Source organism: Streptomyces sp. BBFR102, assembly GCF_051397025.1.
GTDB lineage: Bacteria > Actinomycetota > Actinomycetes > Streptomycetales > Streptomycetaceae > Streptomyces.
Map to the genome: position 1 here is coordinate 3,393,177 of NZ_CP195757.1, position 25,696 is coordinate 3,418,872.

General features: G+C 74.3%; 25 protein-coding genes and 2 pseudogenes. 14 read left to right on the forward strand and 13 right to left on the reverse strand.

Translation table 11 applies throughout. The features are described 5' to 3' along the window. Nucleotides 1-38: 38 nt before the first annotated feature. Nucleotides 39-227, forward strand: a complete 189-nt coding sequence (locus ACSLIC_RS15200) for a hypothetical protein (RefSeq protein ID WP_436738231.1) — start codon at nt 39-41, stop codon at nt 225-227. An 85-nt stretch (nt 228-312) separates the two neighbouring features. Here the strand turns inward: ACSLIC_RS15200 and ACSLIC_RS15205 are convergent, their stop codons facing one another. Beyond that, on the reverse strand, nt 313-999 hold the full coding sequence (locus ACSLIC_RS15205) for an HD domain-containing protein (RefSeq protein WP_436738232.1): 687 nt from the start codon (nt 997-999) through the stop codon (nt 313-315). A 226-nt stretch (nt 1,000-1,225) separates the two neighbouring features. Here ACSLIC_RS15205 and ACSLIC_RS15210 point away from each other — a divergent pair, with 226 nt between their 5' ends. Then, nucleotides 1,226-1,939 (forward strand): copper homeostasis protein CutC, encoded by a 714-nt coding sequence (locus tag ACSLIC_RS15210; protein ID WP_436738233.1) that lies wholly within the window; start codon nt 1,226-1,228, stop codon nt 1,937-1,939. A 60-nt stretch (nt 1,940-1,999) separates the two neighbouring features. Here the strand turns inward: ACSLIC_RS15210 and bla are convergent, their stop codons facing one another. After that, a complete protein-coding gene (gene bla, locus ACSLIC_RS15215; RefSeq protein ID WP_436738234.1) occupies nt 2,000-2,941 on the reverse strand; it encodes a class A beta-lactamase in 942 nt (313 codons plus the stop codon). Between the two features lie 118 nt (nt 2,942-3,059). Beyond that, nucleotides 3,060-5,171 carry a HelD family protein gene (locus ACSLIC_RS15220; RefSeq protein ID WP_436738235.1) on the reverse strand — a complete coding sequence of 704 codons (2,112 nt, stop codon included), beginning with the start codon at nt 5,169-5,171 and terminating at the stop codon, nt 3,060-3,062. 472 nt (nt 5,172-5,643) lie between these two features. On the opposite strand from ACSLIC_RS15220, the gene ACSLIC_RS15225 reads away from it, so the two are divergent. Beyond that, a complete protein-coding gene (locus ACSLIC_RS15225) occupies nt 5,644-6,828 on the forward strand; it encodes a glycosyltransferase 87 family protein (RefSeq protein WP_436740377.1) in 1,185 nt (394 codons plus the stop codon). A gap of 97 nt (nt 6,829-6,925) precedes the next feature. Here ACSLIC_RS15225 and ACSLIC_RS15230 read toward each other — a convergent pair whose 3' ends face one another. Then, entirely contained in the window at nt 6,926-8,419 is a 1,494-nt protein-coding gene (locus tag ACSLIC_RS15230; RefSeq protein WP_436738236.1) for a glutamate-cysteine ligase family protein, read from the reverse strand. Between the two features lie 271 nt (nt 8,420-8,690). Between ACSLIC_RS15230 and ACSLIC_RS15235 the strand changes: the two genes are divergently transcribed. Continuing rightward, nucleotides 8,691-9,125 carry a VOC family protein gene (locus ACSLIC_RS15235; RefSeq protein ID WP_436738237.1) on the forward strand — a complete coding sequence of 145 codons (435 nt, stop codon included), beginning with the start codon at nt 8,691-8,693 and terminating at the stop codon, nt 9,123-9,125. Between the two features lie 39 nt (nt 9,126-9,164). Here ACSLIC_RS15235 and ACSLIC_RS15240 read toward each other — a convergent pair whose 3' ends face one another. The 7 genes and pseudogenes from ACSLIC_RS15240 to ACSLIC_RS15270 form a co-directional block, all read right to left on the reverse strand. Beyond that, nucleotides 9,165-9,515: a MerR family transcriptional regulator gene (locus ACSLIC_RS15240; protein WP_436738238.1), complete on the reverse strand. Its 351-nt coding sequence runs from the start codon at nt 9,513-9,515 to the stop codon at nt 9,165-9,167. Between the two features lie 65 nt (nt 9,516-9,580). Beyond that, nucleotides 9,581-10,522: an aldo/keto reductase gene (locus tag ACSLIC_RS15245; protein WP_436738239.1), complete on the reverse strand. Its 942-nt coding sequence runs from the start codon at nt 10,520-10,522 to the stop codon at nt 9,581-9,583. Between the two features lie 33 nt (nt 10,523-10,555). Beyond that, nucleotides 10,556-10,822, reverse strand: a pseudogene (locus ACSLIC_RS15250) (N-acetyltransferase family protein); the annotation flags it as partial. Between the two features lie 56 nt (nt 10,823-10,878). Further along, nucleotides 10,879-11,322: a VOC family protein gene (locus ACSLIC_RS15255; RefSeq protein ID WP_436738240.1), complete on the reverse strand. Its 444-nt coding sequence runs from the start codon at nt 11,320-11,322 to the stop codon at nt 10,879-10,881. Between the two features lie 90 nt (nt 11,323-11,412). Next, on the reverse strand, nt 11,413-11,631 hold the full coding sequence (locus ACSLIC_RS15260) for a DUF397 domain-containing protein (RefSeq protein ID WP_436738241.1): 219 nt from the start codon (nt 11,629-11,631) through the stop codon (nt 11,413-11,415). 61 nt (nt 11,632-11,692) lie between these two features. Further along, nucleotides 11,693-11,821 (reverse strand): annotated as a pseudogene (locus ACSLIC_RS15265) (DUF397 domain-containing protein); the annotation flags it as partial. After that, complete coding sequence (locus ACSLIC_RS15270; protein ID WP_436738242.1) at nt 11,775-12,740, reverse strand: helix-turn-helix domain-containing protein; 966 nt, start codon at nt 12,738-12,740, stop codon at nt 11,775-11,777. The gene ACSLIC_RS15270 and the pseudogene ACSLIC_RS15265, both read right to left, overlap by 47 nt. Before the next feature lie 230 nt (nt 12,741-12,970). On the opposite strand from ACSLIC_RS15270, the gene ACSLIC_RS15275 reads away from it, so the two are divergent. Then, nucleotides 12,971-13,294: a hypothetical protein gene (locus ACSLIC_RS15275; RefSeq protein ID WP_436740378.1), complete on the forward strand. Its 324-nt coding sequence runs from the start codon at nt 12,971-12,973 to the stop codon at nt 13,292-13,294. A 33-nt stretch (nt 13,295-13,327) separates the two neighbouring features. Here the strand turns inward: ACSLIC_RS15275 and ACSLIC_RS15280 are convergent, their stop codons facing one another. After that, nucleotides 13,328-14,965: a DNA repair helicase XPB gene (locus ACSLIC_RS15280; RefSeq protein ID WP_436738243.1), complete on the reverse strand. Its 1,638-nt coding sequence runs from the start codon at nt 14,963-14,965 to the stop codon at nt 13,328-13,330. Between the two features lie 197 nt (nt 14,966-15,162). On the opposite strand from ACSLIC_RS15280, the gene ACSLIC_RS15285 reads away from it, so the two are divergent. Together ACSLIC_RS15285 and ACSLIC_RS15290 are read left to right on the forward strand one after the other, a co-directional pair. Continuing rightward, complete coding sequence (locus tag ACSLIC_RS15285; protein ID WP_436738244.1) at nt 15,163-15,528, forward strand: type II toxin-antitoxin system RelE/ParE family toxin; 366 nt, start codon at nt 15,163-15,165, stop codon at nt 15,526-15,528. Further along, entirely contained in the window at nt 15,528-15,851 is a 324-nt protein-coding gene (locus tag ACSLIC_RS15290; protein WP_436738245.1) for a helix-turn-helix domain-containing protein, read from the forward strand. Before ACSLIC_RS15285 ends, ACSLIC_RS15290 begins: the two co-directional genes overlap by 1 nt. A 39-nt stretch (nt 15,852-15,890) precedes the next feature. Here the strand turns inward: ACSLIC_RS15290 and ACSLIC_RS15295 are convergent, their stop codons facing one another. Then, the gene (locus ACSLIC_RS15295) at nt 15,891-18,542 is read right to left on the reverse strand and encodes a helicase-associated domain-containing protein (RefSeq protein WP_436738246.1); all 2,652 of its coding nucleotides are present in this window, start codon (nt 18,540-18,542) and stop codon (nt 15,891-15,893) included. A 400-nt stretch (nt 18,543-18,942) separates the two neighbouring features. On the opposite strand from ACSLIC_RS15295, the gene ACSLIC_RS15300 reads away from it, so the two are divergent. From ACSLIC_RS15300 to ACSLIC_RS15330, 7 genes are all read left to right on the forward strand, one after another. Next, the gene (locus ACSLIC_RS15300; protein WP_436738247.1) at nt 18,943-20,022 is read left to right on the forward strand and encodes a hypothetical protein; all 1,080 of its coding nucleotides are present in this window, start codon (nt 18,943-18,945) and stop codon (nt 20,020-20,022) included. Nucleotides 20,023-20,066: 44 nt separating this feature from the next. Next, nucleotides 20,067-21,245: a UDP-N-acetylglucosamine--N-acetylmuramyl-(pentapeptide) pyrophosphoryl-undecaprenol N-acetylglucosamine transferase gene (locus ACSLIC_RS15305; protein ID WP_436738248.1), complete on the forward strand. Its 1,179-nt coding sequence runs from the start codon at nt 20,067-20,069 to the stop codon at nt 21,243-21,245. 362 nt (nt 21,246-21,607) lie between these two features. Continuing rightward, complete coding sequence (locus ACSLIC_RS15310) at nt 21,608-22,816, forward strand: ATP-binding protein (protein ID WP_436738249.1); 1,209 nt, start codon at nt 21,608-21,610, stop codon at nt 22,814-22,816. Then, the gene (locus ACSLIC_RS15315) at nt 22,813-23,214 is read left to right on the forward strand and encodes a roadblock/LC7 domain-containing protein (RefSeq protein WP_436738250.1); all 402 of its coding nucleotides are present in this window, start codon (nt 22,813-22,815) and stop codon (nt 23,212-23,214) included. The genes ACSLIC_RS15310 and ACSLIC_RS15315 overlap by 4 nt, the downstream gene beginning before the upstream one ends. Further along, a complete protein-coding gene (locus ACSLIC_RS15320; protein ID WP_436738251.1) occupies nt 23,211-23,585 on the forward strand; it encodes a DUF742 domain-containing protein in 375 nt (124 codons plus the stop codon). Before ACSLIC_RS15315 ends, ACSLIC_RS15320 begins: the two co-directional genes overlap by 4 nt. After that, a complete protein-coding gene (locus tag ACSLIC_RS15325) occupies nt 23,560-24,168 on the forward strand; it encodes a GTP-binding protein (protein ID WP_436738252.1) in 609 nt (202 codons plus the stop codon). Before ACSLIC_RS15320 ends, ACSLIC_RS15325 begins: the two co-directional genes overlap by 26 nt. Before the next feature lie 124 nt (nt 24,169-24,292). After that, the gene (locus tag ACSLIC_RS15330; RefSeq protein WP_436740379.1) at nt 24,293-25,606 is read left to right on the forward strand and encodes a cytochrome P450; all 1,314 of its coding nucleotides are present in this window, start codon (nt 24,293-24,295) and stop codon (nt 25,604-25,606) included. The last annotated feature ends 90 nt before the right edge of the window (nt 25,607-25,696 follow it).

Sequence of the window (25,696 nt, forward strand, 5' to 3'; positions counted from 1 at the left end):
CCCCGCCCGCCCCACGACCGATCCTGGAGGGAAAGAACGTGGACCACGACCATCAGCCCGACCCCGCCCCAGCGGAACTCCGGTACCGGCCCTGCCGTTCGGCCGAGCGCCGGATCTCCCACCTCGAAGCGGAGAACGAGGAGCTGCGCCAGGCCAACGGCATCCTGATCAGGCTCATCGGCTCCTACGCCTGCCCCGGCTCCGGCCCCCTGGACGCACCTGTCTGATCCCCGCCCCCAAGAACGCCGCCGACCCCTTACATCCCCCGGAGCACCGGCGGGTTCCCCGGGGGCACGGCACGGCCCAGGGGCCTCACATCACCAGCAGGTCCAGCTCCGTCCGCAGGTTCCGCCGCGCCAGCTCCTCCCAGTGCCGGTGGCCGTACTCGGTGCGGAACAGGGCGGGGCGCTCCAGCATCTGCAGGAGCAGCTCGGCGCGGACCGCCCGGAAGGTCTCGCCCTCCACGAAGCCGTACTCGGTCCGCACCGCCGAGGCGTACGCCGCGTACTCCTCGGGGCTGCCGGCCAGCACCCCGAGGTCGGCGTCGCACAGGAGGGCGCCGTTGCCGTCGGCCTCGGCCGGGTCGTGGCTCAGGGTGAGGCGGACCAGGCGGACCACCTCGGCGACGCGCCGCTCGTCCAGGCCCAGTTCGGCCAGGGCCCGCTCGGCGAGGCGGGCGCTGCGCTCCTCGTTGTTGTCCCGCTCGGGCAGGTAGACCGCGTCGTGGAACCAGGCGGCCAGACGGACCAGTTCGGCGTCCTCGGCGTAGGAGTGCGCGGCCAGCAGGTCGACCCGGTCGAGCACCGCCGCCAGGTGCGCCACCGTGTGGTACGCGCGCTGCGGCTCGCTCCACCGCCCGAGCAGGTTCTCGGCGTACGGCTCAGGGGACGGGCCCGCCGCGGCCGGTCCGCGTACGGCGTCGACGGTGGCCACCCAGCGGGCGACCAGGGCGGGGCGGGGATCGGCGGCCGGAGCGGGCCCGGCGGGTACGGAGGCCATACGTCCATTGTGGCGGCCGGTAGGGGGTCCGCGCGGAGGCACCCTGCCGTGGCGGGGCCGCTCCGCGTAGGGTGGCACATTGGACTAGACCTGTCTCGCCCCGTGTGGTGCCTACGGGCCGCTCATGTCCGCATTACCCATGCTTGACGCATTGCTCAACGTGTTGTCCGTCAGTGGGACAGGCAGCGGTGGTCGTCGGAACCGGCGGTCGGAATAGGGGTCACCCATGAACAAGCGCGCCCTCCTTGAGGTGATCGCCCTCGACGCGCGGGACGCCGTCGCGGCGGCCGAAGGCGGAGCCGACCGGCTGGAACTCGTCACCGACATGGCCGCCGACGGGCTCACCCCCTCCCTCGCCACCTTCCGCGAGGTCCGGGCCGCCGTCCCGCTGCCGGTCCGGGTGATGCTCCGCGCCTGTGACGGCTTCGCCGCCGGGACCCCCGCCGACCTGCGCGCCCTCACCGAGACCGCCCGCGCCCTGCGCGACGCGGGCGCCGACGAGTTCGTCTTCGGCTTCCTCGACGAGACCGGCGGCCCCGACCTGCGCGCCCTCGACGCCCTCCTGGCCGTCCTCGCCGACCCGGTACCGGCCCGCTGGACCTTCCACCGCGCCATCGACCGGGCCGCCTCCCGCGCATCCCTCCGCAAACACCTCACCGACCTCCCCGGCCTCGACACCTACCTCACCGCCGGCTCCCCCGAGGGCGTCACCGACGGCCTCCCCACCCTCCTCGCCGAGACCGCCCTCACCCACTCCGCCGAACCGGGCTACGAGCCCGTCCTCATGGTCGGCGGCGGCCTCCGCCTCCCCCACCTCCCCCACCTGCTCGCCGCCGGGATCACGGCCTTCCACATCGGGGGAGCGGCACGGCCGCAGGGCTGGGCGGGCCCGGTGGCGGCTTCGGCGGTGGGGGAGTGGCGGAGGGTGCTCGGGGGGTGAGGGGGCCTCGGGGCGAGGCGGGGCGGGCGCCCTGGGAGGCCGCCCCGCCCCGCGGGTTGGTCAGCCCAGCGCCGCCGCCAGCACCCGGGCCGCGTCCGCGACGAGGCCGTCGTCGCGGACGGCGTCCTCCTCGGTCCGGGTGGTGAGGACGGTCAGGACGATCGGCGGGCGGCCGGGGGGCCAGGTGACGCCCGCGTCGTTGCCGGTGCCGTAGCGGCCGGAGCCCGTCTTGTCGCCGAGGGTCCAGTCCTCGGGAAGGCCCGCGCGGAAGCGGTCGCCGCTCGTCGTGTTGGCCAGGAGCCAGCTGGTGAGCAGGCGGCGGTCGCGCGGGTTCAGGGCGTCGCCGAGGACGAGGCGGCCGTAGGTGCGGGTGAGGGCGCGCGGCGAGGTGGTGTCGGTGACGCGGCCGGGCTCGGCCGAGTTCAGCTCCGGCTCCCAGCGGTCGAGCCGGGTGACCTGGTCACCGAGTGACCGCGCGAACCGGGTGACGGCGGTGGGGCCGCCCAGCTCGCGGAGGACGAGGTTGGCGGCGCAGTTGTCGGAGGCGGTGATGGCGACCGCGCACAGCTCCTCGACGGTCATCCCGTTGGCCAGGTTCTCCTCCTTGCCCGTCTCGGGGGCCCCGCCGGCCCGCTCGACGTCGCGCTCGGTGTAGAAGATCCGGCGGGACAGGACCTCCCCGTCCTGGTCGAGGTCGCGCAGCACGGCCGCCGACGACAGCGTCTTGAACACCGAGCACATCGGGAACAGCTCGTCGGCCCGGTACGCCACCGACCGCCCGCTCCCGCTGTCGTAGGCGTACACCCCGAGCCGCGCCCCACTGGCCCGCTCCAGCTCCGCGAGCCGCCGGACGGCGTCGGAGGCGGAGCCGTGTCCGGCGCCCCGGCTGCCCGGGGAGGCGGCCTGGGAGGTGCCGGGGACGAGCGTGGCGGCGGCCAGGGCGGCGCCGGCCGTGGCGGTCAGGAGGGTACGGCGGGAGGGGCGGGGGGCGCTGGGGTGCACGGGGTGGTTCCTCTCGGACGGGGATGGGGGCTTCGTACAGGACGCCGTGATCGCGAGGGATGGTTTCAACGGCCTGTTCGAACAGCCCAGTTGGGCCGAATGGCCCAACACGTGAACCTCACCCCAGCTCCTTTGGCAACTCCCCCTCATGTACCACAGCCAGCCCCGACACAGCCCGCGTGAGCGCCACGTACAACCGCCGCAACCCCGCCCCCCGGGTCGGCTCCGCCGCCACCACGGCGCCGGGCTCGGCCAGCACCACGTAGTCGTACTCCAGGCCCTTCGCCAGCGAAGCCGGCACCAAGGTCAGTCGCGCATCGGCCCGTGTCTCCTCACCCGGTGCCAGCGCCGAAAGCCCGGCCCGCACCAGCGCCTCCCCCGCCTCCTCCACCAGGGGGTCGGGGACGATCAGGCCCGTCGAGCCCTCGTGGGTGAGGGCCTCGTGGCACGCCTCCACCAGGGCGGGCAGCAGGGCGCCCTCGCCCGTCCGCACCAGCCGCAGCGACCCCGGCGACTCCCGGACCGAGCGGACCTCCGCCAGGCCGGGGGCGATGGCGGGGAGCAGGCGGGAGGCGTAGGCGATGACCTCGCGGGGGACACGGAAGCCGGCCGTGAGTTCTTCCACGTGGGCTTCGGGCTTGCCGAGGTGGTGGAGGGCTTCGGACCAGGCGGGGGTGGCCCAGGCGGTGGTGCCCTGGGCGAGGTCGCCCAGGACGGTGGCGGAGCCGGTGGAGCAGCGGCGGCCGACCGCGCGGTACTGCATGGGGGAGAGGTCCTGGGCCTCGTCGAGGACGACGTGGCCCAGGGAGGGGGTGCGTTCGACCAGGTCGCGGGCCTCGTCGATGAGGACGGCGTCGGCGGCGGACCAGCGGGCCGACTTCACGCCCCGGTACGGCTTGGGCCAGAGCAGGGCGGTGCGTTCCTCGTCGGTGAGGAGGTCCTCGGAGTGGCTGCGGAGGAAGTCGGCGTCGCCGAGGAGGCGCAGGACCAGCTTGGCCGGGTCGACGGGCGGCCACACCTCCTTGACCAGGGCTTTCACGGCGCGGTCGCGGGCCACGGCGTTCTGGACGCGGTCGTCGGGGGCCTCGCCCGCCTGCTCCATGCGGATCAGCACGGCGTGCGCGATGCGCTGCGGGAGGGCCTCGCGGGCGGCGGCGTAGCGGATGTCGCGGGCGAGGAGTTCCTCGATCAGCGTGGCGATCTCGTCGGCGGGGACGCGCCAGCGGCGGGAGCCGCGCACCACGACGAGGGACTCGGTGGGGCGGCCCACGTGGGAGCGCAGGGCGCGGCGCAGCACCTCGGCCATGCGGGCGTCGCCCTTGACGACGGCGGCCGGGGCCGGGTCGGTGCCGGTGACCGGGACGTGGGCGACGAGGGTGTCCACGGTGGCCTGGCGCACGGTCAGCTCGCCGAGGGCGGGGAGGACCTGCTCGATGTAGCGGAGGAAGGAGTCGTTCGGCCCGATGACGAGGGTGCCGGTGCGGGCGAGCCGCTCCCGGTGCGCGTACAGCAGGTAGGCGACGCGGTGCAGGCCGACGGCGGTCTTTCCGGTGCCGGGGCCGCCCTGGACGCAGACGGTGCCGGCCAGGCCGGAGCGGACGATCTCGTCCTGCTCGGGCTGGATGGTGGCGACGATGTCGCGCATGGGGCCGACGCGGGGGCGTTCGATCTCCTGCTGGAGGAGGCGGCTGGTCCGCTCGCCGCCGTCGCCGGAGACGGTCAGGTCCTCGTCCTCGTAGGCGGTGATGTCGCCGCCGGTGTAGCCGAAGCGGCGGCGCAGCGCGACGTCCAGGGGGTTGGTGCGGGACGCCTGGTAGAAGGGCTGGGAGACGGGGGCGCGCCAGTCGATGACCATGGGGTCGCCGGCCGGGTCGTGGACGTGGCGGCGGCCGATGTAGAAGCGTTCGGCGCGGTACGGGCCGTCGGGGGTGCCGCCCTCCTCCTCGGCGGCGACCTCGCGTACGTAGTCGAGACGGCCGAAGAAGAGCGGGGTGTGGGCGAGGTCGGCGAGGGACTTGATCCGCTCCTCGATCTGGGCGTTCAGGACGGCGGCGTTGACCCAGTTCGCCGTCACGTCGGTGAGGTCGAGCGACTCGACGTCCTCGCGCATCGCCCGCAGGGCGGCCCGGGAGGCGGCCAGATGGGCGCGTTCGCGGGCGAGCGGGTCGCCGCCGGTCGCGGCGCCGGCGGGGCGCGGGGTCTCGGTCTCGGGGGTGTCGTGCGTGGGCACGGGCGCTTGCCTCCGTGGTGCGGTCTTCGTACGGGCATCGTGCGGGCACGCGGGCGGGGCGCACCGGGCCCGGGCGAAGGCGGGGCCCGGCGCGCGGCGAGGCGTACCGGGTGTGTGAGGGTCGGTCCGCCGCGAGGGCGGTCACTTCACGACGCGTCGGCCGGTTTCCGTCCGGCCGGCGGCACTCCCCGAGGGGGAGGCGGGCAAGGCCGCAGATTGTAGGCGGGGGAGGGCGGCCGGGGCCAATGGGTTTTCCGGCGGCCCGCGCGGGGTGGCGCGACGGCCCGTGTGCGGACGCTCCCCGCTCCTCCCCCGTGCGACCGGCGTTCCCCCGGCCGGGGTCCGAACCGGTCAGGTGTTCGGCCGGAACCCTGCGGGTCCGCTTGCCGGGGCGCGGCGATCCACTAGGGTCACGCCCGTGACACACCTGGCAGTGATCAAAAGGTCACCCGGTGTACGACTGGCGGCCTGCGTGCTGGCCCTCTCGTCCACCGCGTTCGTCGCCCTGTGCCTGATCCAGCACATCGCGATGGCGGACACGCTCGTCTACCGCGCCGAGGGCCGGGCGGTCGTGAGCGGCGCCGACCTCTACGGCTTCACCGTCACCGAGTGGAAGCTGCCGGCGACCTACCCGCCGTTCGCGGCGCTCCTCTTCGTGCCGACGACCTGGCCGTCGGTCACGGTGCTCAAGGTCTGCTTCATCCTCGGCAACCTCGCGCTCCTCGCCCTCCTCGTGCACCTCTCCTGCCGCCTCGCCGGGCGTGCCACCCGCGCCCCGTTCCTGCTCCTCGCGGTGGCGGTCGGGATCTGGCTGGAGCCGGTCTTCCAGACGCTGCTCTTCGGCCAGATCAACCTGGCCCTGGTCTGCCTCGTCCTGTGGGACCTGACCCGCCCGGCCGGCGCCCTCGGCAGGGGCGTCGCCCTCGGCATCGCCACCGGCGTCAAGCTGACCCCCGGCATCTTCATCGTCCACCTGTTGATCACGGGCCGCGTCCGCGAGGGCCTGACCGCGCTGGCCTCCTTCGTCGGCACCGTGCTGCTGGGCGCGCTGGTCCTGCCGTCGGCCACCGTCGACTTCTTCACCCGCCGCCTCTACGAGACGGGCCGGGTCGGCCTCGCCTGGATCGTCGACAACCAGTCCATGCAGGGCCTGATCGCCCGCGCCCTGCACACCGAACACCCGGGCCTGGCCTGGGCGGTGCCGACCGCCGCCGTCGGCGTGGCAGGGCTGTGGCTGGCCCGGCGCCTGGTCCGGCGGCTCGGCGCGGCCAGCCCCTGGCCGGTCCTGGTGACCGCCGTGACCGGCCTGCTCGTCTCCCCGATCAGCTGGTCGCACCACTGGGTGTGGTGCGTGCCGCTGCTCGTCGTCGTGCTCGCGCGCGGCAACACCCTCCTCGCCGCCGCCCTCACCGTGCTCTTCCTCGCCCGCCCGCACTGGCTCCTGCCCCACCAGGGTGACCTGGACCTCCACTTCCCCTGGTGGCAGCAGCCGTTGGGTGCGCCGTACCCGGTCCTGGGGCTCGGCCTCCTCGCGGTCGCCGCCTGGGTGGCCCGCGGGCGGCCGTGGCGCGGCGGGGCCGGGGCGCGGGTGCCGGGCCAGGACCGCCGGGAGGCGGGGAGCGAGGCCGGGGAGCCGGTGGGGGAGCGGACGGGGTGAGGAGGGGCCGCCCCACGCGGCCGGAGCCCGCCCCCCGCTCCAGCCGTCCCGTGCGGTCCGCGAGGCCCCGGCGCCCCGGCCGTGCGCCGCGCCGGGACTACCGCGCGCTCCCCGCCCGCCTCGGCCCGGGCACTGTCCCCCGCGCCGCCGGCTGCGGCGCCGGCCAGCTGTGCACCGGCGCCCCCGTCGCACTCAGCTCCAGGTAGCGGCGGACCGTCGCCCGGTCCGAACCGAGCGCGCGGTGGGTGCGCCGCTGCCAGTGCGCCCCGGAACGCCCGGTCAGCACCCGCCCCTCCACCACCCCCAGCCACCGCTGCACCTCGTCGTCGGCGACCCCGGCACCGGCCAGCCCCTCGGCCGCGCGCGGCAGCAGGGCCCGTACGAGGTCGCGGGCGGCCAGGCGGACCGGGGCGGCCCTGCCGCAGGGCCACCAGAGGCGGGCCGCCATGCCGTCGCGGGCAGCGGTGTAGAAGTTCTCCCGGGCCAGGGCGAAGGGGAGTTCGCCGCCGGGCTCGCGGGCCGCGCGGTCCAGGACGAGGCCGGTCAGCAGGGCGGTGTTGGCGACCATGTCGGCGGGGGTGGGGCCCGAGGGCAGGGCGCGCAGCTCTATCCGCAGGTGGCCGTCGCCGCCCGGGTCGTACACCGGGCGGTTCCACCACCACACCGTGCCCAGGTGGAGGCGGAGTTCCTCCAGCGCGGGCGGGCCGCCGGGCCGCAGCGGACGGTCCCACTCGCCGTCGGAGCAGAGCGGCACCAGCGGCGCGTACCGGCGCACCGCCTCCTCGGCCAGCTCCCGTACGCCCCCGCGCAGCCAGCCGTGGCCGAAGCCGGAGCGCCGGTCGGCCGGGGCGACGCGGCGCCGGTGCTGGCCGAAGCCCTGCTCGTACCACGGGACGCGGGACTCCTCCCAGGCCCGTCTTCCCAGCAGCAGCGGCGAGTTGGCGGCGACCGCGAGGACGGGGGCGATCATGAGCTGGGCGGCGTTGTGGACGCGGGTGAACTCCTCGGGCCGTACGGTCAGATGGACCTGCCAGGAGCTGGTGGCGCCCTGCGCGCAGAACGTGTCCGAGCGCATCCGGCACCGCTGCTCCCCGGTGACCCGCAGCCCGCGCCCGGCCCGCCCGAGGGCGTCGTCGAGCACCGCGTACCGTCCGCGCGGCGACATGTTGCGGCGCGTCAGGTCGCCCGGGCGCAGGGTCGGCAGCAGGCCCGCGCAGTACGGCTCGGCGCCGTACGGGGCGCCCGACCGGCGTACCGCCTCCAGCAGGGTGCCGGCCTCGTCGTGCAGCGCGGTGAAGGGGCGGGGGCGCAGCGGGACGGGGGTGAGGTTGGCCTCCAGGTTGTACCGGTTGATCTCCAGGACGAGGCGGGGGTCGGCGGCGGCCAGGCGGACCTCCTCGTTCCGGGGGACGGGCACGCCGTCCCGCGTCACCAGGAACATCTCCAGCTCGGCTCCGAGCGTCGGCTCCCCGGCCCCGAAACCCGGCGAGGCGAGGAGCGCGTCGAGGAGCCCGAGCGAGGCCCGCAGCCGTGCCCCGAACCGTTCCCTGTCCTCGTCGGTGAAGTCGCGCTGGGGAAGATCACGTCCCATGGCCTGCTCCCGGCTGTCGTCAGGGGCCGGGCCCGCGGCTGCCGCCGGACCGGCCGTCGAATCGGACCTCCGCCGCCCACCGGCGGTCGGTTCGGGGCCGCACAAGCGCCCGGCGTTGCTTGCCCGCGCGCACGCCGCCCCACACCACGGAAGCCGACGGCTGACCGGATCGAGTGCCCCCCGCGCCCGGGACCGGCCGAGTAGGCACCCGAACCGCCGTGCCCGGCAAAGCGGTTGAAGCCACCCCCGGTGCGGCCCTTAGGGTGCCCGCATGGCGACGGTCAAGCAGGTCCAGATCACCTTCGACTGCGCGAGCCCCCTGCGCGTGGCCCGCTTCTGGAGCGAGGCGCTGGGCTACACCCTCGCGGCCCCGCCGGAGGGCTTCCCGACCTGGGAGGCGTACCACGAGGCGCAGCCGCCCGGGGAGCGGGACACCTGGTCCGCCGCCGCCGACCCCACGGGCGCGGGCCCGCGGCTCTACTTCCAGCGCGTCCCCGAGGGCAAGGCCGCGAAGAACCGTGTCCACCTCGACGTCCGCACCGGCACCGGCCTCGTCGGCGAGGAACGCCTCGCCGCCCTGGAGTCCGAGTGCGTACGCCTCGAAGCCCTCGGCGCGACCCGCGGCACCCTCCTCCTCGCCGACGAGGAGAACGAGTCCTGCCAGAACATGCGGGACGTGGAGGGCAACGAGTTCTGCCTGGACTGAGGCGGTGCGGCCCGGCGGGGCGCGCCGGGCCGCACCGCCTCAGCTGTAGTAGGCGATCTTGTCGTCGAGGACGTCGATGGCCCGTTGCAGCCCCACCACCCGCTCCTCCAGCGCCGCCCGGCGCCCCCGGAGGAAGGCGGCCCGGTCCTGAGGTGACCGGTCGGAGCGCAGGACGGCGACGAACGCCCTGAGGTCCGCTATGCCGAGCCCGGCCGTGCGCAGGCACCTGATCAGCCCGATCCAGAAGAGGTCGTCCTCCGTGTACTCCCGGTGACCGCCGGGGGAGCGCCGGATCGGGCCGATCAGCCCTTCGCGTTCGTAGTAGCGCAAGGTGTCGAGGGAGACGCCGGTACGGTCGGCGGTCGCCGCCGGGGTGTGCAACGTGGTCATACGAGTCCCTTTCCGGTCGCCGGTGGCCCGTCGCCGGTGGCCCGTCGTCGATTGCCGATCGCCGGTCAGCGCGCTTCGGCGAAGCGCGCGAGGTGCCCGTCGTCCAGCCTCACGCGGCGGGCGGCGAGCGCCTCCTCGACCTGCCCGACGCGACTGGCTCCCACGATCGGATCGATGCCCTGGCACATCAGCCACGCCAGGACGACCTGGTTTCGCGTGGCCTCCAGCTCCTCGGCCACCTCGCCGAGGACCTGGAGGACCCGGCTGGTCCCGAGGTGCTGGTAGGAGTCCGGAAGGGGCTGGTCCGGGCGGACGTAGGAACCCCACATCAGCGAGGTGTACGACCATACGGCGAGCCCTTCGGACCTGGCCAGGTCAAGGTCTTCGGCGGTGAGCATACGGTGGCCGCCCTCCGCGAGCGGGGTGAGGGGGCGCGGCTGGACGAGCGAGTGGCGCAGTTGCAGCGCCGTCCACGGTTCGAGTCCCCGCTCCCGCGCGAGCGACCGGGCACGTTCGACGCGCCAGGCGGGATGGTTCGCCGCCCCGACCCGGGCGACGGCTCCCTTCGCGGCCAGCTCCCCGAAGGCGAGGACCGTCTCCTCCAGCGGAACGTCCCGGTCCTCGGCGTGGGCCCAGAGCAGGTCGACGTGATCCACCCCGAGCCGCCTCAGGCTCTCCTCCGCCCCGGTGCGGACGGCCTGTGCGGACAGCCCCTCCGCGCTGTCCCGCTCGTGCGGGACGAGCGGGTTGTGGCGGACCTTGGTGGCGATGCGCACCGTGTCGCGGGCTCCGGGGCGCTCGCGGAGCCAGGCGCCGATGACCCGTTCGCTGGCCCCGCCGACACCCTGGGGGTCGTTCCAGAAGGAGTAGCAGTTCGCGGTGTCGAGCCAGACCCCGCCTCCCGCCACGAAGGAGTCGAGTATCGCGAACGCGCGGTCGGCCGGAACGCGGGTGCCGAAGTCCATCGTGCCGAGCACCATCTGACGGTCAGTCGTGTTGAGGTCCATGGCCTCATGCTCGTAACCGGAGCGCGCTCCAGGTCAAGCCCCGGGCGCCGGACGCTTCCCGGTGCGCAGGTCCACCATGCAGAAGACCTTGTCGTACCGCCGCTCCCCGACCGCCACGAAGTCCGGGAGACGGCCGTACTCCTTGAAGCCCAGCGAGCGGTACAGGCGCAGGGCGCCCGTGTTGTCGCCCCGGGCGTCCAGCGTCAGCACCTCCACCCCCGCCTCGCGGGCGTCGGCGACCAGGGCGGCCGTCAGCGCCCTGCCCGCCCCCTGCCCGTGCGCGGCGGCGTCCAGGAGGAGGGGCACGGTCTGCGGCCGGTTCATGGGCCCAGCCTAGAGCGGGAGAAGGGCCTTGCTCAGAGGGTGTCGAAGTCCGGCAGGGTGAGGGTGCCGTCCCCGGCGAGGGGGAAGCCCGGGTTGTGGGCGACCTCCCACGGGTGGCCGTCCGGGTCGGCGAAGGACCCCGCGTAGAAGCCGTGCGGGGAATCGGCCGCCGGCTTGGTGACCCGGCCGCCCGCCTCCTCCGCCTGGGAGAGGAGCGCGTCGACCTCCTCCCGGGACCGTACGTTGTGCGCGAGGACGATCCCGCCGAAGCCGGTGCCCGTGCCGGTGGGCGCCTCCCCGAACCCGCTGTCCCGGGCGAGCTTGTCCCGCCCCCACAGCACCAGGCCGAGCCCGCCCGCCTGGAAGAACACGGTCTCCTCGACCTCCTGCCCCCGCCACCCCAGCGCTTCGTAGAAACGCCGGGCGCGGGCCAGATCCGTGACGCCCAGGGTGACCAGGCTGATGCGTTGCTCCATGGCGGCAAGGTACCTGCCTGTGGGCCGGTGTCCCGGGAGCCCCGGCCCTCCGGTGAAGCGGGGGAGGGCCGGGGCCGTGGGCGTACGGCGTCAGGCGCCGCCGGGGCCGTCCGCGTGACGTAGGGCCGTCACGAAGGTCGCCCAGGCGGGGCGGGAGAGGGGGAGCACAGGGCCGTGGGTGGCGTGTTTGCTGTCGCGGACCGGAGCGAAGTCAGGGACGGAGAGCGCGAGTTCGAGGCAGTTCCCGCCGTCGTGGCCGCTGTGGCTGCTCTTGGTCCAGTGGGCGTGGGTGAGGTCTGGGGTGCGCATGGTGGCCCTCCGGGCGGGGTGGGCCGATGGGGGATGCGCTGGTCCTCGTAACTGACCTGATTCAGACGGACAGTTCGCCCTGCTGGACGGCGGAGACGAAGGACGCCCAGGCGGGGCGGGTGAAGGGGAGGACGGGGCCGGTCTCAGCGATCTTGCTGTCGCGGACGGGGGCGAGGCCGGGGAACGCGGGGGCGAGTTCGAGGCAGTTGCCGCCGTTGTTTCCGCTGTAGCTGCTCTTCGCCCAGGACGCTGCGCTGAAGCTCTGCCTGTCCATAGTGCCCGTTCCTCTCAATCGCCGCGTCGAACAGAGCGGCGGTTTCCCTGGCCGACAGCGCGTCCGCCCTGAGCACATCATAGGTCTGCTTGTGTTGTGCCAGGACGTCTGGCGCGTTGCTGAAATGCCCTCTGTCCAGCGACTCCGAGTACACCCATTCCTGCCCATCCGGCAGGGTGATCAGAGACAAGGAGGTGTTGGGTAGGACCGCTTCGGTGTGGCTACCGGGTATCACTTGAATCCTGATGTTCGGCCTGGCGCCGACGGCGCGAAGATGGGCAACCTGGCGCGCCATGATCGCAGGGCTTCCCATGACGTTCCGTAGGCAGCTTTCGTCCAACACGACGAGATACAGGGGCCCATCCGGCGCCAGGAATCGTTGCTGCCGACTCATGCGAGCCATCACGCGATCGGCAACCTCGTCCGGACCCGCCACCTGACCGAACTGCGCTGTCGCGTACTCCTCCGTTTGGAGAAGCCCAGGCATGGTCTGTTGCTGGTACTCCCGCACCGCCACCGCCACCTCGTCCATCTCCGCCCGGCGCTTGAACCAGTCGGGATGTTCCACCTGGGGATACCAGTCGATGCGGACCCACAAGCGCATCAGGGCGCCGTTGGTTCCCAGCACCCTGTCGCACGTCTGGACGAAGGTGTCATCCGGTACCCGGGCGCCGCCCTCGACGTGGCTGACCAGCGACCGATCGCACGGGATGTGTCTCGCCAGGGCCTCCTGGGTGAGGCCGGCCTCCTCGCGGAAGTAGCGCAGGACCTCGCCGAAGACGTCGGCGGTGGTGGCGGCGGTCAGGGCACCGGGGGCGGCCTTGCGTCGGCTCACGAACACTCCTTCGTGATCGCTGTGACAGGCGGTCAGTGACACGCGTCGGGCATGGCGACGCGAGGTCGCGCTGGGCGACACTGACCGCACACAAAGTAACCGCTCGTCCCGGTTCGCCGGGCGAAAACCCAGTACGGAGAGAGCAATTGGCGAGCCGAGCGAGCAACGGTGACCCCACGCGGCGCGGGGCCGTCGTCTACGACGGGGCCTCGGGGCGGGCGGGGGAGTACGTGGGGCAGGACGGGGCGTACGCCGTGCTGCGGCCCGTCGGCGGGGGCGGCGAGTGGCGGACCGACCCGGACCGGGTGCGGGCGGCGACGCTCGCCGAGCGGCTGAGCGCGGGGGTGCAGGCGGCCAACCGGCGGGCGCGGCGGACGGTGGCCCACGCGCTCGACGTGGACCCGGACCGCCCGCCGCAGGCCGTCACGGGGTGTGCCGAGTGCGCGCGGCTCGACCGGGAGCGGGCCGCCGCCCGGGCCGCGTACGACTGGAGCGCGCAGACCGACGCCAACGTCCTCCTGCGCCGCCACCAGAACGCCGACCACGCGGCCTGACCGCCCGAGCCGTCCCGGGCGGTCGGCCGGGCCTCACCCCGCCAGCAGCTCGTCCGCGTCGACGATCCGGTACGCGTACCCCTGCTCGGCCAGGAAGCGCTGGCGGTGGGCGGCGAAGTCCTGGTCGATGGTGTCGCGGGCGACGACCGAGTAGAAGCGGGCCTCGTGGCCGTCGGCCTTCGGGCGCAGGACACGGCCCAGGCGCTGTGCCTCCTCCTGGCGGGAGCCGAAGGTGCCGGAGACCTGGATGGCGACGGTGGCCTCGGGCAGGTCGATGGAGAAGTTGGCGACCTTCGAGACGACCAGCACCGACAGCTCGCCGGTGCGGAAGGCGTCGAAGAGCTTCTCGCGCTGGGCGTTGGAGGTGTCGCCCTTGATCACGGGGGCGCCCAGGTGCTCGCCCAGTTCGTCGAGCTGGTCGATGTACTGGCCGATGACGAGGGTCTGCTCGCCCTGGTGCTTGCGGACCAGCGCCTCCGTCACCTTCTGCTTGGAGGCGGTCGTCGCGCAGAAGCGGTACTTCTCGTCGGACTCGGCGGTGGCGTAGGCCAGGCGCTCGCTCTCGGTGAGGTTGACGCGGACCTCGACGCAGTCGGCGGGGGCGATGTACCCCTGCGCCTCGATCTCCTTCCACGGCGCGTCGAACCGCTTGGGGCCGATGAGGGAGAAGACGTCGGACTCGCGGCCGTCCTCGCGGACCAGGGTCGCGGTCAGGCCCAGGCGGCGGCGCGCCTGGAGGTCGGCGGTGAACTTGAAGACCGGGGCGGGCAGCAGGTGCACCTCGTCGTAGACGACCAGGCCCCAGTCCCGGGAGTCGAACAGCTCCAGGTGCGGGTAGACGCCCTTCCGCTTGGTCGTCAGGACCTGGTACGTGGCGATGGTGACCGGGCGGATCTCCTTCCTCGTCCCGCTGTACTCGCCGATCTCGTCCTCGGTCAGCGAGGTCCGCTTGACCAGCTCGCTCTTCCACTGGCGGGCGGAGACGGTGTTGGTGACGAGGATCAGCGTGGTCGCCTTCGCCTGGGCCATCGCGCCCGCGCCGACCAGCGTCTTGCCCGCGCCGCAGGGCAGCACGACCACCCCGGACCCGCCGTGCCAGAACCCCTCCACGGCCTGCTTCTGGTACGGGCGCAGCGTCCAGCCGTCCTCGGCCAGCTCGATGGCGTGCGCCTCGCCGTCCACATACCCCGCGAGGTCCTCGGCGGGCCAGCCCAGCTTCAGGAGGGCCTGCTTGATCTGGCCGCGTTCCGAGGGGTGCACCGCGACGGTGTCCGGGTCGATGCGGGCGCCGACCAGCGGCTGGATCTTCTTCGAGCGGAGGATCTCCTCCAGCACCGGGCGGTCGGTGGAGGTGAGGACCAGGCCGTGCGCGGGGTGCTTGGTGAGGGTGAGGCGGCCGTACCGGTCCATCGTCTCGGCGATGTCGACCAGCAGGGCGTGCGGCACCGGGTACCGCGAGTACTCCACCAGCGCGTCCACGACCTGCTCGGCGTCGTGGCCTGCGGCCCGCGCGTTCCACAGGCCCAGCGGCGTCAGCCGGTAGGTGTGGATGTGCTCCGGCGCACGCTCCAGCTCGGCGAAGGGCGCGATGGCCCGCCGGCAGGCGTCGGCCCGCTCGTGGTCGACCTCCAGCAGCAGCGTCTTGTCGCTCTGCACGATCAAACAGGACACCCGAACAACCTCCGTCTTACGCCCGTCCGCACCCGTCACCCGGCCCGGCGACGCCCCACGGACGCACCGGGCCAGTCCTCCATGGTCGCGCATGGCGGGACGGAGCGGGGGCGTGGCGGTGTCGGACGGGTCACGTTCGGGGGTGCGCGGGGTCGGAATCCTTGCCCATGCAATCAAGTGCATATACCTTTGATTGCATGACGGGGTGGGGGATCGAGATCGAGCCGGAAGTGCGGGAGTGGTTGGACCTACTGCCGTTCCGCCTGTATCGGCGGGTCGAGGACAAGACCGACCGTCTGCTGGATGCTCCTACGACGCTCGGCGAGCCGTACTCCCGGCACCTCGGCGGCAAGTTGCGCGAGCTCCGGTTCGAGTTGGACGGCGAGGCCGTACGGATTCCGTACTGGCTTGCTCCAGAGAGGCGGATCGTGCTGTTGACGGTGTTCCGGAAGACGAAGATGCGCGAGGCAGCGGAAGTCGAGCGGGCGTACCAGGCCCAGTGGGTCTGTGAGAGCGAGCACGGCAAGGCGGAGCACACCTACGAGCGGCGTGAGGACAGCTGATGGATCACCACACGTGGAAGACGCGCCGGGCCCGGCGGCTTGCCGGGGAGGCGGTGGAGTACGACCAGGAGTACGTCGACGCGCGGCTGGCGGGCGACCTCGGGCAGGCCGTGTACGACCGCCGTGTCGAGCTGGGTCTCTCGCAGGCCGAGCTGGCCGAGCGGGCGGGGATGACGCAGCCGCAGGTGTCGCGGATGGAGGGTGGCGACACGGTGCCGACGCTTCCGCTGCTGCGGCGGCTGGCCAAGGCCCTGGAAGGTTCGCTCAACCTGGCGATCGAGGAGGGTGACTCCCGCGTCACGTTCACGCCGCGTGCCGCGTGACGAGGGATCTGAACCGGTTCCCGCTCCCCCGCCGGTGGCTCAGTGGGGGGAGTCGGCCCCGTCCGGGTCCTCCGCCAGTTCTGCCACCCCCGTGATCCGGTGCAGGGCGTAGGTGCGGACCTCGTCGGCCGTGTGGTCGTAGCCGGTGACGTAGCCGCCCTCGACGCGCAGGGGGGCCAGGAGGCGCTGGGAGGCGGCGCCCTCGGCGTTGACGTGGCCGATCCAGACGGACTCGCCGGTCATCGCGGCGGCCTGGACGGTGGCGAGGGTGTCCGCCGGGGAGGTGCGCGGCAGGCCGCCGGGGGACTCGTCGGCCGGGGCGTCCTTGCGCGGGGCGGTCGCCGCCCGGTCGCCCGCGCGGACCGCCCGTACGGCGGCGGTCAGCAGGGTCGCGTCCGGGGCGGGCGGGCCGTCGGGTACGGGCGCCGGGGGCGTGCGCGGCGGGGTGCGGTGGGAGTGGGGGCGGGCGATCATCACGTCGCCCTCGGCGGACTCGGCGGCCGGGGCGAAGCCCATCGCGCGCAGCCCCTCGATGAGGGTGCGCGGGTCGGCCTGGGCGGCGAGGACGGTGGGCGCCAGGCGGCGCGGGCGCAGGGCGGCGGCCCGGCGGTCGGCGAGGATCTCGTCGAGGACCGACTCGTCGTCGCAGCGGACGTACGAGGAGGCGGCGCCGACCCGCAGCCGACCGTGGCGGCGGGCCACATCGTCGATCAGGTACGTCAGGGGCTGCGGCACCGGCGTGCGGGAGTGCTGGGCGAGGAAGGCGTGCAGCTCGGTGGCGCCGCGCCCGGCGTCCAGGGCGCGGCGTACCGAGCCCGGCGTGAAGCGGTAGACCGTCGCCCCGCCCTTCGACTCGACGTCGGCCAGTACCGCCAGCGCCTCCGCCAGCGGCCGGACCAGCGGGCCCGGCGCCACCGCCGTCAGGTCGGCCTGGAGCAGGACGTGGTCCAGGGGCTCCGGGAGGTGCGGGGCGAGCAGGGCGGCCACCGCGGAGGCGCGCGCGGCCCCCGCCTCCCCGGGCCGGCCCGGCGCCGCGAGCAGCGCCCGGCCATGGGCGGCCAGCGCCCCGCGCCCGGTCACGCCCAGCATCTCGGCCTCCAGCAGCGCCCACTCGGTGAGCTTGGTGCGCAGGGCCTCCGGGTCGTTGGCTGCGACCCCGCCGCCGTACGCGGAGCGCGCGCCGGTGCGCGGCGGCTCGGGCCGCTCGCGGCGCGGCCCCGCCGAACGCAGCGGGCGCTCCCAGCGCAGCCGCTCCAGCAGGGCCGCCGGGTCCGGGGCCTGGCCCGGCTCCAGCTCCGCCATCAGCTCCAGCACCCGGCGCCGCACCTCGGGCGCGGGGGAGCGGTCCAGGCCGGGGCCGAGCGCGGACAGGGTGCGGTCGCGGCCGTCGCGCCCCCCGATCAGGCCGGGGGTGCGGGTGCCGGGCAGCCAGGCTTCGAGCAGCCAGGCCCAGCGGTCGGCGGGCGGCAGGTCGCGCCAGGCGTCGGACTCCGGGGTGGGCGCGTAGTGCTCCGCCTCGCCGGTGCGGCGGCGGGGGCGCGCCTCGCGCTCCTGCTCGTCGTACCCCTCGCCGTCGTCCTCGGCCCGGTCGTGGCGCTCCTCGGCGTGGCCGCCGTCGGAGGCGATCAGCCCGGCCGCGTACGCCAACTCCACCCAGAAGGCGGCGACCGGCTCGGGCACCTCCAGGACGGCGGCCGTCCGTTTGAGGTCGCGGATGCTCAGCCCGCCGGCCCGCAGCACGGCCGGCCCTCCCTCGTCCCAGGACCGCAGCAGCTCCTCCACGGTGGCCAGCGCCGCGAACGCCTGCCCGCCCGCCGCCGCGTCCACCACCTGAGGAGTGCGCTCGGCCGCCACCGCCACCCGTGGACGTACCGGCTCCGGTACGCGGTGGGCGCGGCCCCCGCGCAGCGACAGCGCGGCCTCGCGCGGCAGGACCACCGTGCCCGGCGTGGTCGGCAGCAGCAGCCCCCGGTCCAGCAGCCAGCGCAGGTGGGCCGCCGGTTCGGCCGTCACCTGGCCGTACGGCGGGCCCCACACCAGCCGCCCCAGCACCTCCCGGGACGCCTCGGGAGCCTGCTCCAGCAGCGCGGCCATCCGCTCCCGGTCGGCGAAGAGGGCGCTGAGAGCGGCCACCGCCGACACCGCGTCATGGGTGTGGGGCAGCCCGGCCGCCGTCACGATCTCCTGGACGCGGCCCGGCGACATGCCCGAGGTCGCCTCCGCCACCGACGGGCCCAGACCGGTCGGCGAGGAGTGCGAGGCCGACGGCGCCAGCAGTTCGCGGGCGGTGCGCAGCAGCCGCAGCCGGTCCTCGCCGCCCCACACCAGCGCCCGCTCCCGCAGCAGCGCCACCGTGGCGGGCAGCGCCCCGGCCACCGCCTCGTCGCCCTCGTCCCCGGCGAGCAGACCCAGCAGTTCCTGGTACGAGGCCGGGTCCGGCGCGACCGCCAGCGCCTCGGCGCTCTGGAGGGCGAACCGGTCCAGGTGCTCCAGCGCCCGCAGCACCGAGGCGCGGGTCCCGGCCCGGGTCGCCAGCTGGGTGACGTCCGTCGGCACCGGGTGGAGCAGGTCCGGGCGGGCCCGGAGCAGGGCCGCGAGCGAGGCGTCGTCGCGCTCGCGCAGGGCCTGCGCCAGCGACCTCGGTCCCGGGTCCGCCGCCTGACCGTCCCTGTGCTGCTGCTCAGCGCTCATCCGGCTAACGGTAGCCGCCCGCACCCGCTCCCGGCGCCGACCGGCCCGAACCGTCACCGGGTCGGCAGGCGGGGCGCGCCGCCCTCGGCGGCGCCCGCCGAGGATGCCGGTCGGCCGCCCGGCCGTACCGATCGAGCCGGCCGTCACCGCGCGCCGGTGGCCCGGTGCCCCACGACGGCGGTCGGGCGAGGGCAGGCCAGGGACACCCGCGCCCTGGACCGCCGCCGAAGGCCCCCGGGGACGGACGCCCGCCCGCAGCCGGGCACCGGGACGGGAACCGGGCCGAGCGCGGTTCAGGCGGCCAACACCCCCGCGCCGCCCCGCCGATGCGTACCGTTGGACCCGGCGGTTTCCCGTTCCCCGGGTGGGCGGGGCGCGTACGAGCGGAGTGAGGGGCAGCGTGGGGATCGAGAGCGATCAGCTCGTCTTCGACTATCTGAGCCGCGTCGGCGACCTGGCCCAGCAACGGCACGTTCCGGCGGCCGAACGGATGCGGCTCATCACCGAGTTGCGGCGCGACATCGACCAGCGCAGGGCCCGGCCCGGCGGCGACAGCCCCGCGGCCGTGCGGCGGGCGCTCGGCAGGCTCGGCAGCCCGGCCGAGGTGGTGGCCAAGGCGGGCGGCACCGCCGCCGCGCCCGAGGCGCCCGCGCACACCCCCGTACCGCCGCCGCGCCCCGCCGAACCGGACCCGCAACCGTCGCGGCCGAGCCTGCGCAAGGTGTTCCCCGGGCCCCGGGAGACCAGGGAGAGCGAGCAGGCGCCGCCCGCGCCCCGGCGCATCCCCGGACTGGAGGACGTCGGACGCGGAGTCTCCGGGCCCGACCTGGCGGGAGCCTCGCCGGACTGGTGGCGGGTCGAGGCCACGCCCGAAGGGCTGGGCGGCGGCGGGGGCGCGGGGACCTTCGGGAACCGGCTGCCCGGGGAGTTCGCCGGGTTCCAGGGCGGGGTGGAGGTGCCCGAACTCCTCAACCCCGGCGTGCGGACGGACAAGCCCCGGACCCCGGGCCGGGCCGAGGGCGAGGACGAGGGCGAGGAGGCCGGGACCACGGCGGCCGACGACGCCCCGGCGGAGGCCGGTGAGGCCCCCCTCGGCGCCGCGCCGGGCCGCCGCCGGTTCTCGCCGCGCGCCCTCGTCGGCGGCGGGCTCGGCAGCCCCCTGCTCCTGCTGGCCGCCGCCCTCCTCGTCGCCGGAGCCGTCCTCGGCAACCTCTTCTGCCTCCTCCTCGGCTGGCTGACCGCCTACCTCACCAAGCGACTCACCCCCCTCCAGGCCAAGTTCGCCGCCCTCGGCATCCCCGCCCTGACCCTGCTGGGCGGCGCCGTCTGGCTGTGGGGCCGCGCCGAGCGCCGCTGGGGCGAGGCGATCCCGCAGGCGGGCATGGCCGACGCGATCACCGGCCTGTGGCCGGTGCTGCTGCGGACGGCGGCCGTGGCGTCGGCGGTGTACCTGCTGTGGCGGGCGCGGCGGCAGGGGTGAGCGGGGCACGGGCGGGAGCGCGCCCGGAGCAGTAGCGTGGCCGCGTGATCGCAGACGCCGCACCCCAGTCCCCGTTCCGCCTCGTCGTGTCGGGGGGAGGGACCGGCGGTCATACGTACCCGGCGCTGACGGCCGTCCGCACCCTGCGGCAACGGCTGGCCGAGGCGGGCCGCGGCCTCGACGTCCTGTGGATCGGCACCGCCGACGGGCTGGAGGCCAGGGTCGCCCGCGACGAGGGGATCGCGTTCACCGCGGTGGCCACCGGCAAGATCCGCCGCCACCGGAACCCCCTGCGGATGCTCGGCCCCGCCAACCTCCGGGACATGGCACGCGTCCCCCTGGGCGTCGTGCAGGCCCGCCGGGCGATCAAGGCGTTCGGCCCGGACGTGGTCCTGGCGACCGGCGGCTACGTCGCCGTGCCGGCCGGTCTCGCCGCGCGGGCCTGCGAACGACCCCTGGTGCTGCACGAGCAGACCGTGCGGCTCGGGCTCGCCAACCGCAGGCTCGCCTCCTCGGCCACCCGGATCGCCGTCTCCTCGGACTCCTCCCTCCCGCTGCTGCCGGAGAGCCTGCGCGCCTCCGCCGTCGTCACCGGCAACCCGGTGCGGCCCGAGGTGCTCGCCGGGCGCGCCGACAAGGCCGTGGCCGCTCTCGGCCTGACCGGGTTCGACCCCCGCCTCCCGACGCTCTACGTGACCGGGGGCGCCCAAGGGGCCCGGCAGATCAACGACATGGCCGTCAGCGCCCTGCCGTGGCTCCTGGAACGGGCCAACGTGGTCCACCAGTGCGGCCCGGCCCACGTCGAGACCCTGCGGGCGGGCACGGCGGGGCTCGGGCCCGAAGGGGCGGGCCGCTACTTCCTGACGGGTTTCGTCGGCCCGGAGCTGCCGGACGTCCTGGCCCTGGCGGATGTCGTGGTCTCCCGGAGCGGCGCCGGCACGCTCGCGGAGCTGACCGCGCTCGGCAAGCCGGCGGTCTTCGTCCCCCTGGCCTCCTCGGCCGGCGACGAACAGGGGCACAACGCGCGGCACCTGGCGCGTGCCGGAGCCGCGCTCGCCCTGGAGGGCCGGGCGGCGACCCCCGAGGGGCTGCGGCAGGCGGTCGAGCCGCTGCTCACCGACCCGGCGCGGCGCGAGGCGATGGCCACGGCGGCGCGGGCGCACGGCCGCCCGGACGCCGCTGACCGGCTGGTCGACGTCGTCCTCGCCGCCGCCTACCGCTGACGGCCGCGGACACCGCTGGAGCGGGTTGGCAGACGCCGTCCGACCTGTCCAACAGGTGTTCAAACAAGGCGTGTTGTGATGCTCCTGTAGGCTTCCCCCGCCAAAGCCGCGATCAAGCCTGCACCAGTTGACGCGGTGATACGATCATCAAACTTTGAGCAGACTGACGGTACGTGAGATCACGTGCCACGGGGGGCAGTCGCGAAGGCTCCATCGTGGAGGAGCGGGTGTGGTCCCCCCAGTGAGGTCCGTATGAGGCGGCCCGCGGCCTTGACCTTCCGAGTGGAGGAGGCCCGCCGGCTCCGTCGCGGGCTCCCTCGGCTGCCCGAAGCTCCGACGCGATGCGACTTGAAGAGAGTCTCATGACGTCATTCATCCAGGAGCCACTGCTGTGGGTCCTGCTTGTTGTTCTGGTCGCTGCGGCGCTCGCAGTGCTGAGCGCCCGCAGAACCAACCTCGCCCTGCGGCGGGGGAAAGGGGAGCTGGAGAGGAGCCTCGCCGAGACCCGTGGCGAGATCGGCCGCCTGCACCTGCGCCAGCAGGAGATGGGCGCCCGCCACACCCACGACGTCGCCGACGTACGCGCGGACGCGGAGTCCGCCACCAAGGCCGTGCTGAAGTCCGCCATGGGCACCCTGCAGTCCCTCGCCGAGGAGCAGCAGCTGCTCCTGGACGGGCTGCTCAAGAAGTACGGCAACGACGCCGAGGTCCTCGGCGACCTGATGTCCGTCGACCACACCGGCAGCCAGTTCTCGCGCCGCGCCAAGGGCATCTCCGTCCTGTGCGGCGGCTGGCTCGGGCGCCGCGACGTCACCGCCACCGTGTACGACGTGGCGCGCAGCGCCCAGGGCCGGATCAAGGACTTCGGCCGGGTCAGCGTCCACTCGCAGGTGAACGTCGCCGTCACCAGCAAGGCCGTGGAGCCCGTCGCGGTCGTCCTCGCCGAGCTGCTGGAGAACGCCACCAACTACAGCGCTCCCGGCACCCCCGTCGAGGTCAACATCCAGGCCGTCCCCAGCGGCGTCTGCTTCATCGTGGACGACGCCGGCCTCGGCATGGACCAGGAGACGAAGGACCGCGCGGCCACGCTGCTGGCCACCGACGGAAGCGTCGACATCACGAGTCTCGGGGACCCTCCCCGGGTCGGATTCGCCGTCAGCGGCATGCTCGCCGCCCGCTACGGCTTCGCCGTCTCGGTCGGGTCGGTGTCCCCCTACGGAGGTGTGCGCGCGGTGATCCGTGTTCCGGAGGAACTGCTCACGACGGAGTTCAGCGAACCCGCCCAGGCCCCCGCCCGGGTCGAGCTCGCCACGCCCCACCCCCCGCAGCACCTGACGGCCGTACCGGACGCCCACACCTCGCAGGTCGTGGGCACCACCACCGGCGGCCTGCCCAAGCGCCGCAGGCGCGCGGGCGAGGTGGCGGCCGCGGCCGCGCTCAGCGAGCCCGCCACCACCGCAGAGACGCCGGCCGCCGACAGCGAGATGACCGCGTCGCGACTCGGGGCGTTCGCCCGGGGGACGCGGATCGGCCGGGACACGATGACCACGGAAGGACCCGAGTACCAGTGAACACCGATCTGTCCTGGGTGCTGAACGACGTGCTGGAAGTGCGCGGTGCCCGTCACGCCGTCCTCGTCTCGGGTGACGGCCTGCTCCTCCAGCGTTCGGACGGCATCGAGCGCGGCGAGGCCGAGACCAACGCGGCAGCCATGAGCTCCATGCAGTCCCTCAGCCGCGCCGTCGCCGGCTTCGTCGGCCTCGGCCGCGGCATGTGGAAGCAGACGCTCATGGAGTACGACGGCGGCTGGATCTTCCTCATCGCCGCCGGCCAGGGCGCCTACCTGGCGGTCTCGGCGGCCGTCGACGTCGACATGGAGTCGATGTCCATCCGGATGCAGAAGACGGTGGCGGCGCTGAGCAGAGCGATGGGCGTGGCGCCACGCTCGAACAACGGTGTGAGCGTATGACGAGGCCCGGCGAGGAAGCTTCCGTCACCAGCGACTTCGTCCGGTCCTACGTCATCACCGGCGGGCGGACGCTGCCCGCCGGCGACCAGCTGGCCCTCCAGACCCTGGTCACCATCGCCCCCGACCGGACGCTCCCGCTGGGGGCGTCCCCGGAGGTCAAGGCCATCTGGGAGCTGCTGGGCGGGGGTTACCTGTCCGTAGCGGAAGTGGCCGCCCACGTCGCCCTGCCGGTCGGCGTGGCCCGGTTGCTGCTCACCGATTTACTCGACCAGGGCCACCTGCTGCGCCGTGCCGAACCGCCGCGGGCGCAGAACGTCGAGAGAGACACTCTTGAGAAGGTTCTGAATGGACTCCAATCCCTCATCGGCTGAGACGGCCCGGGGACCGCTCTACGTCTCCGAGGCGGTGACCACCGCTGCCAAGATCCTGGTGGTGGGCCACTTCGCCGTCGGCAAGACGACCCTCATCGGCGCGCTGTCGGAGATCAAGCCGCTGCGCACCGAGGAGAAGATGAGCCAGGCGTCGGTACAGTTCGACGACCTGAGCGCCGCTCCCGACAAGCGCACGACCACGGTCGCCCTGGACTTCGGGCGGCTGACCCTCGCCGACGACCTGGTCCTGTACCTCTTCGGCACCCCGGGCCAGCAGCGCTTCATGCAGCTGTGGGAGGACACGGCACGCGGCGCCCTCGGCGCCCTGCTCCTGGTCGACCCGGAGCGCCTGGAGGAGACCTTCCCGGTCATCGACCTCATCGAGAGCTACGGCCTGGACTACGCCATCGCCGTCAACAGCTTCACCCCGGAGCGGAAGTACGGCGAGGGCGAGGTCCGCGAGGCCCTCGACCTGCTGCCGGACACCCCGGTCGTGTACTGCGACGCCCGCGACCGCGAGTCCTCCGCCCGCGCCCTGATCGCCCTCGTACGCCACCTCCTCACGCGCGAGCGCGTCGCCTGACCGACCCCCGCCCCCGACGGGACGCCCGCCAGGACCCCCGCCCGCCCGGACCGCCCGGGACACAGAGAGAGACCCCATGGAAAGCCACTCCCCGTACGCCTCGGCGACGCCCGGCAGATGCCCGATGCACGACGCCAACTTCGCCGCCGACCCCCAGGCGGTCTACGACCGACTGCGCGAGCAGGGCTCGGCCGGCCCGGTCGAGCTGGCTCCCGGAGTCGACGCGACGCTGGTCGTGGGGTACGAGACGGCGCTGCGCGTGCTCCAGAACCCGACGGGCTTCCCCCGCGACGCCCGCCGCTGGACCGCGCTGAACGAGGGCCGCGTCCCGATGGACAGCCCGGTCCTGCCGATGATGGCGTACCGGCCGAACGCCCTGTTCACCGACGGCGCCGTGCACCTGCGGCTGCGCAAGGCGGTCACCGACAGCCTCGCCAAGCTGAACATCACGCGCGTGCGCCGCGACGTCGAGCCGATCGCCGACTACCTCATCGACCAGTTCAGCGAGCGCGGCCGTGCCGACCTCCTCGCGGAGTACGCCAAGCTGCTGCCGCTGCTGCTGTTCAACAAGCTCTTCGGCTGCCCGGCCGAGATCGGCGACACCCTCACCACCGAGATGTCCGCGATGTTCGACGGCAAGGACCCGGTGCGGACCAAGGCCCGCCTCGACGCCTGCCTGATGCAGCTCATCGCGATCAAGCGCCGCGAGCCGGCCGACGACGTCATCTCCTGGCTCATCCAGCACCCCGCCGGCCTGACCGACGAGGAGCTGAAGGACCAACTGGTGATGTTGATGGGCGCCGGCATCGAGCCGGAGCGCAACCTCATCGGCAACGCCCTGCTGGAACTGCTCTCCGGCGCCGAAGGCGGCCGGGGCGCCGGGATGATGGTCGAGGAGGCGGTCGACCACGTCCTGTGGCACCGCACCCCGATCGCCAACTACGCCGCCCACTACCCGGCCCAGGACACGGACTTCGGCAACGGCGTCGTCGCGCCCGCCGGCAGCCCGGTCCTGATCTCCTTCGCGGGCGCCAACACCGACCCCGCCCTCGCCGAGGCCCGCCACAGCGCGGGTCGCGGCGCCCACCTCGCCTGGGGCGCGGGCTCGCACGCCTGCCCGGCCAAGGACCCGGCGCAGGTCATCGCGGTGACCGCGGTCGAGAAGATCCTCAACGCCCTGCCGGACCTCTCCCTCGCCGTCCAGGAGGAGGAACTCCAGTGGCGGCCGGGCCCCTTCCACCGGGCCATGGTCTCGCTGCCGGTCGCCTTCAGCCCGACCCCGGCCACCCGGATGGCCGCGGCCCTCCAGAACCGGGGCATCCCGCAGCAGCAGGCGGCGCCCGCCGCCCCGCAGCCGCAGCACACCGCCCCGCCGTCCTCGGAGAGCGGCCGCAGGAAGGGCTTCTGGAGCTCCTTCCTCGACATCTTCCGGGTCTGACCGGGCGGCTCCGCCCGGTCTGGCCTCCGGACCAGCGGCGTGTGACCTCGGACGAGAGGTGAAGGACGGCCCGCCGTGCCCGCGCACGGC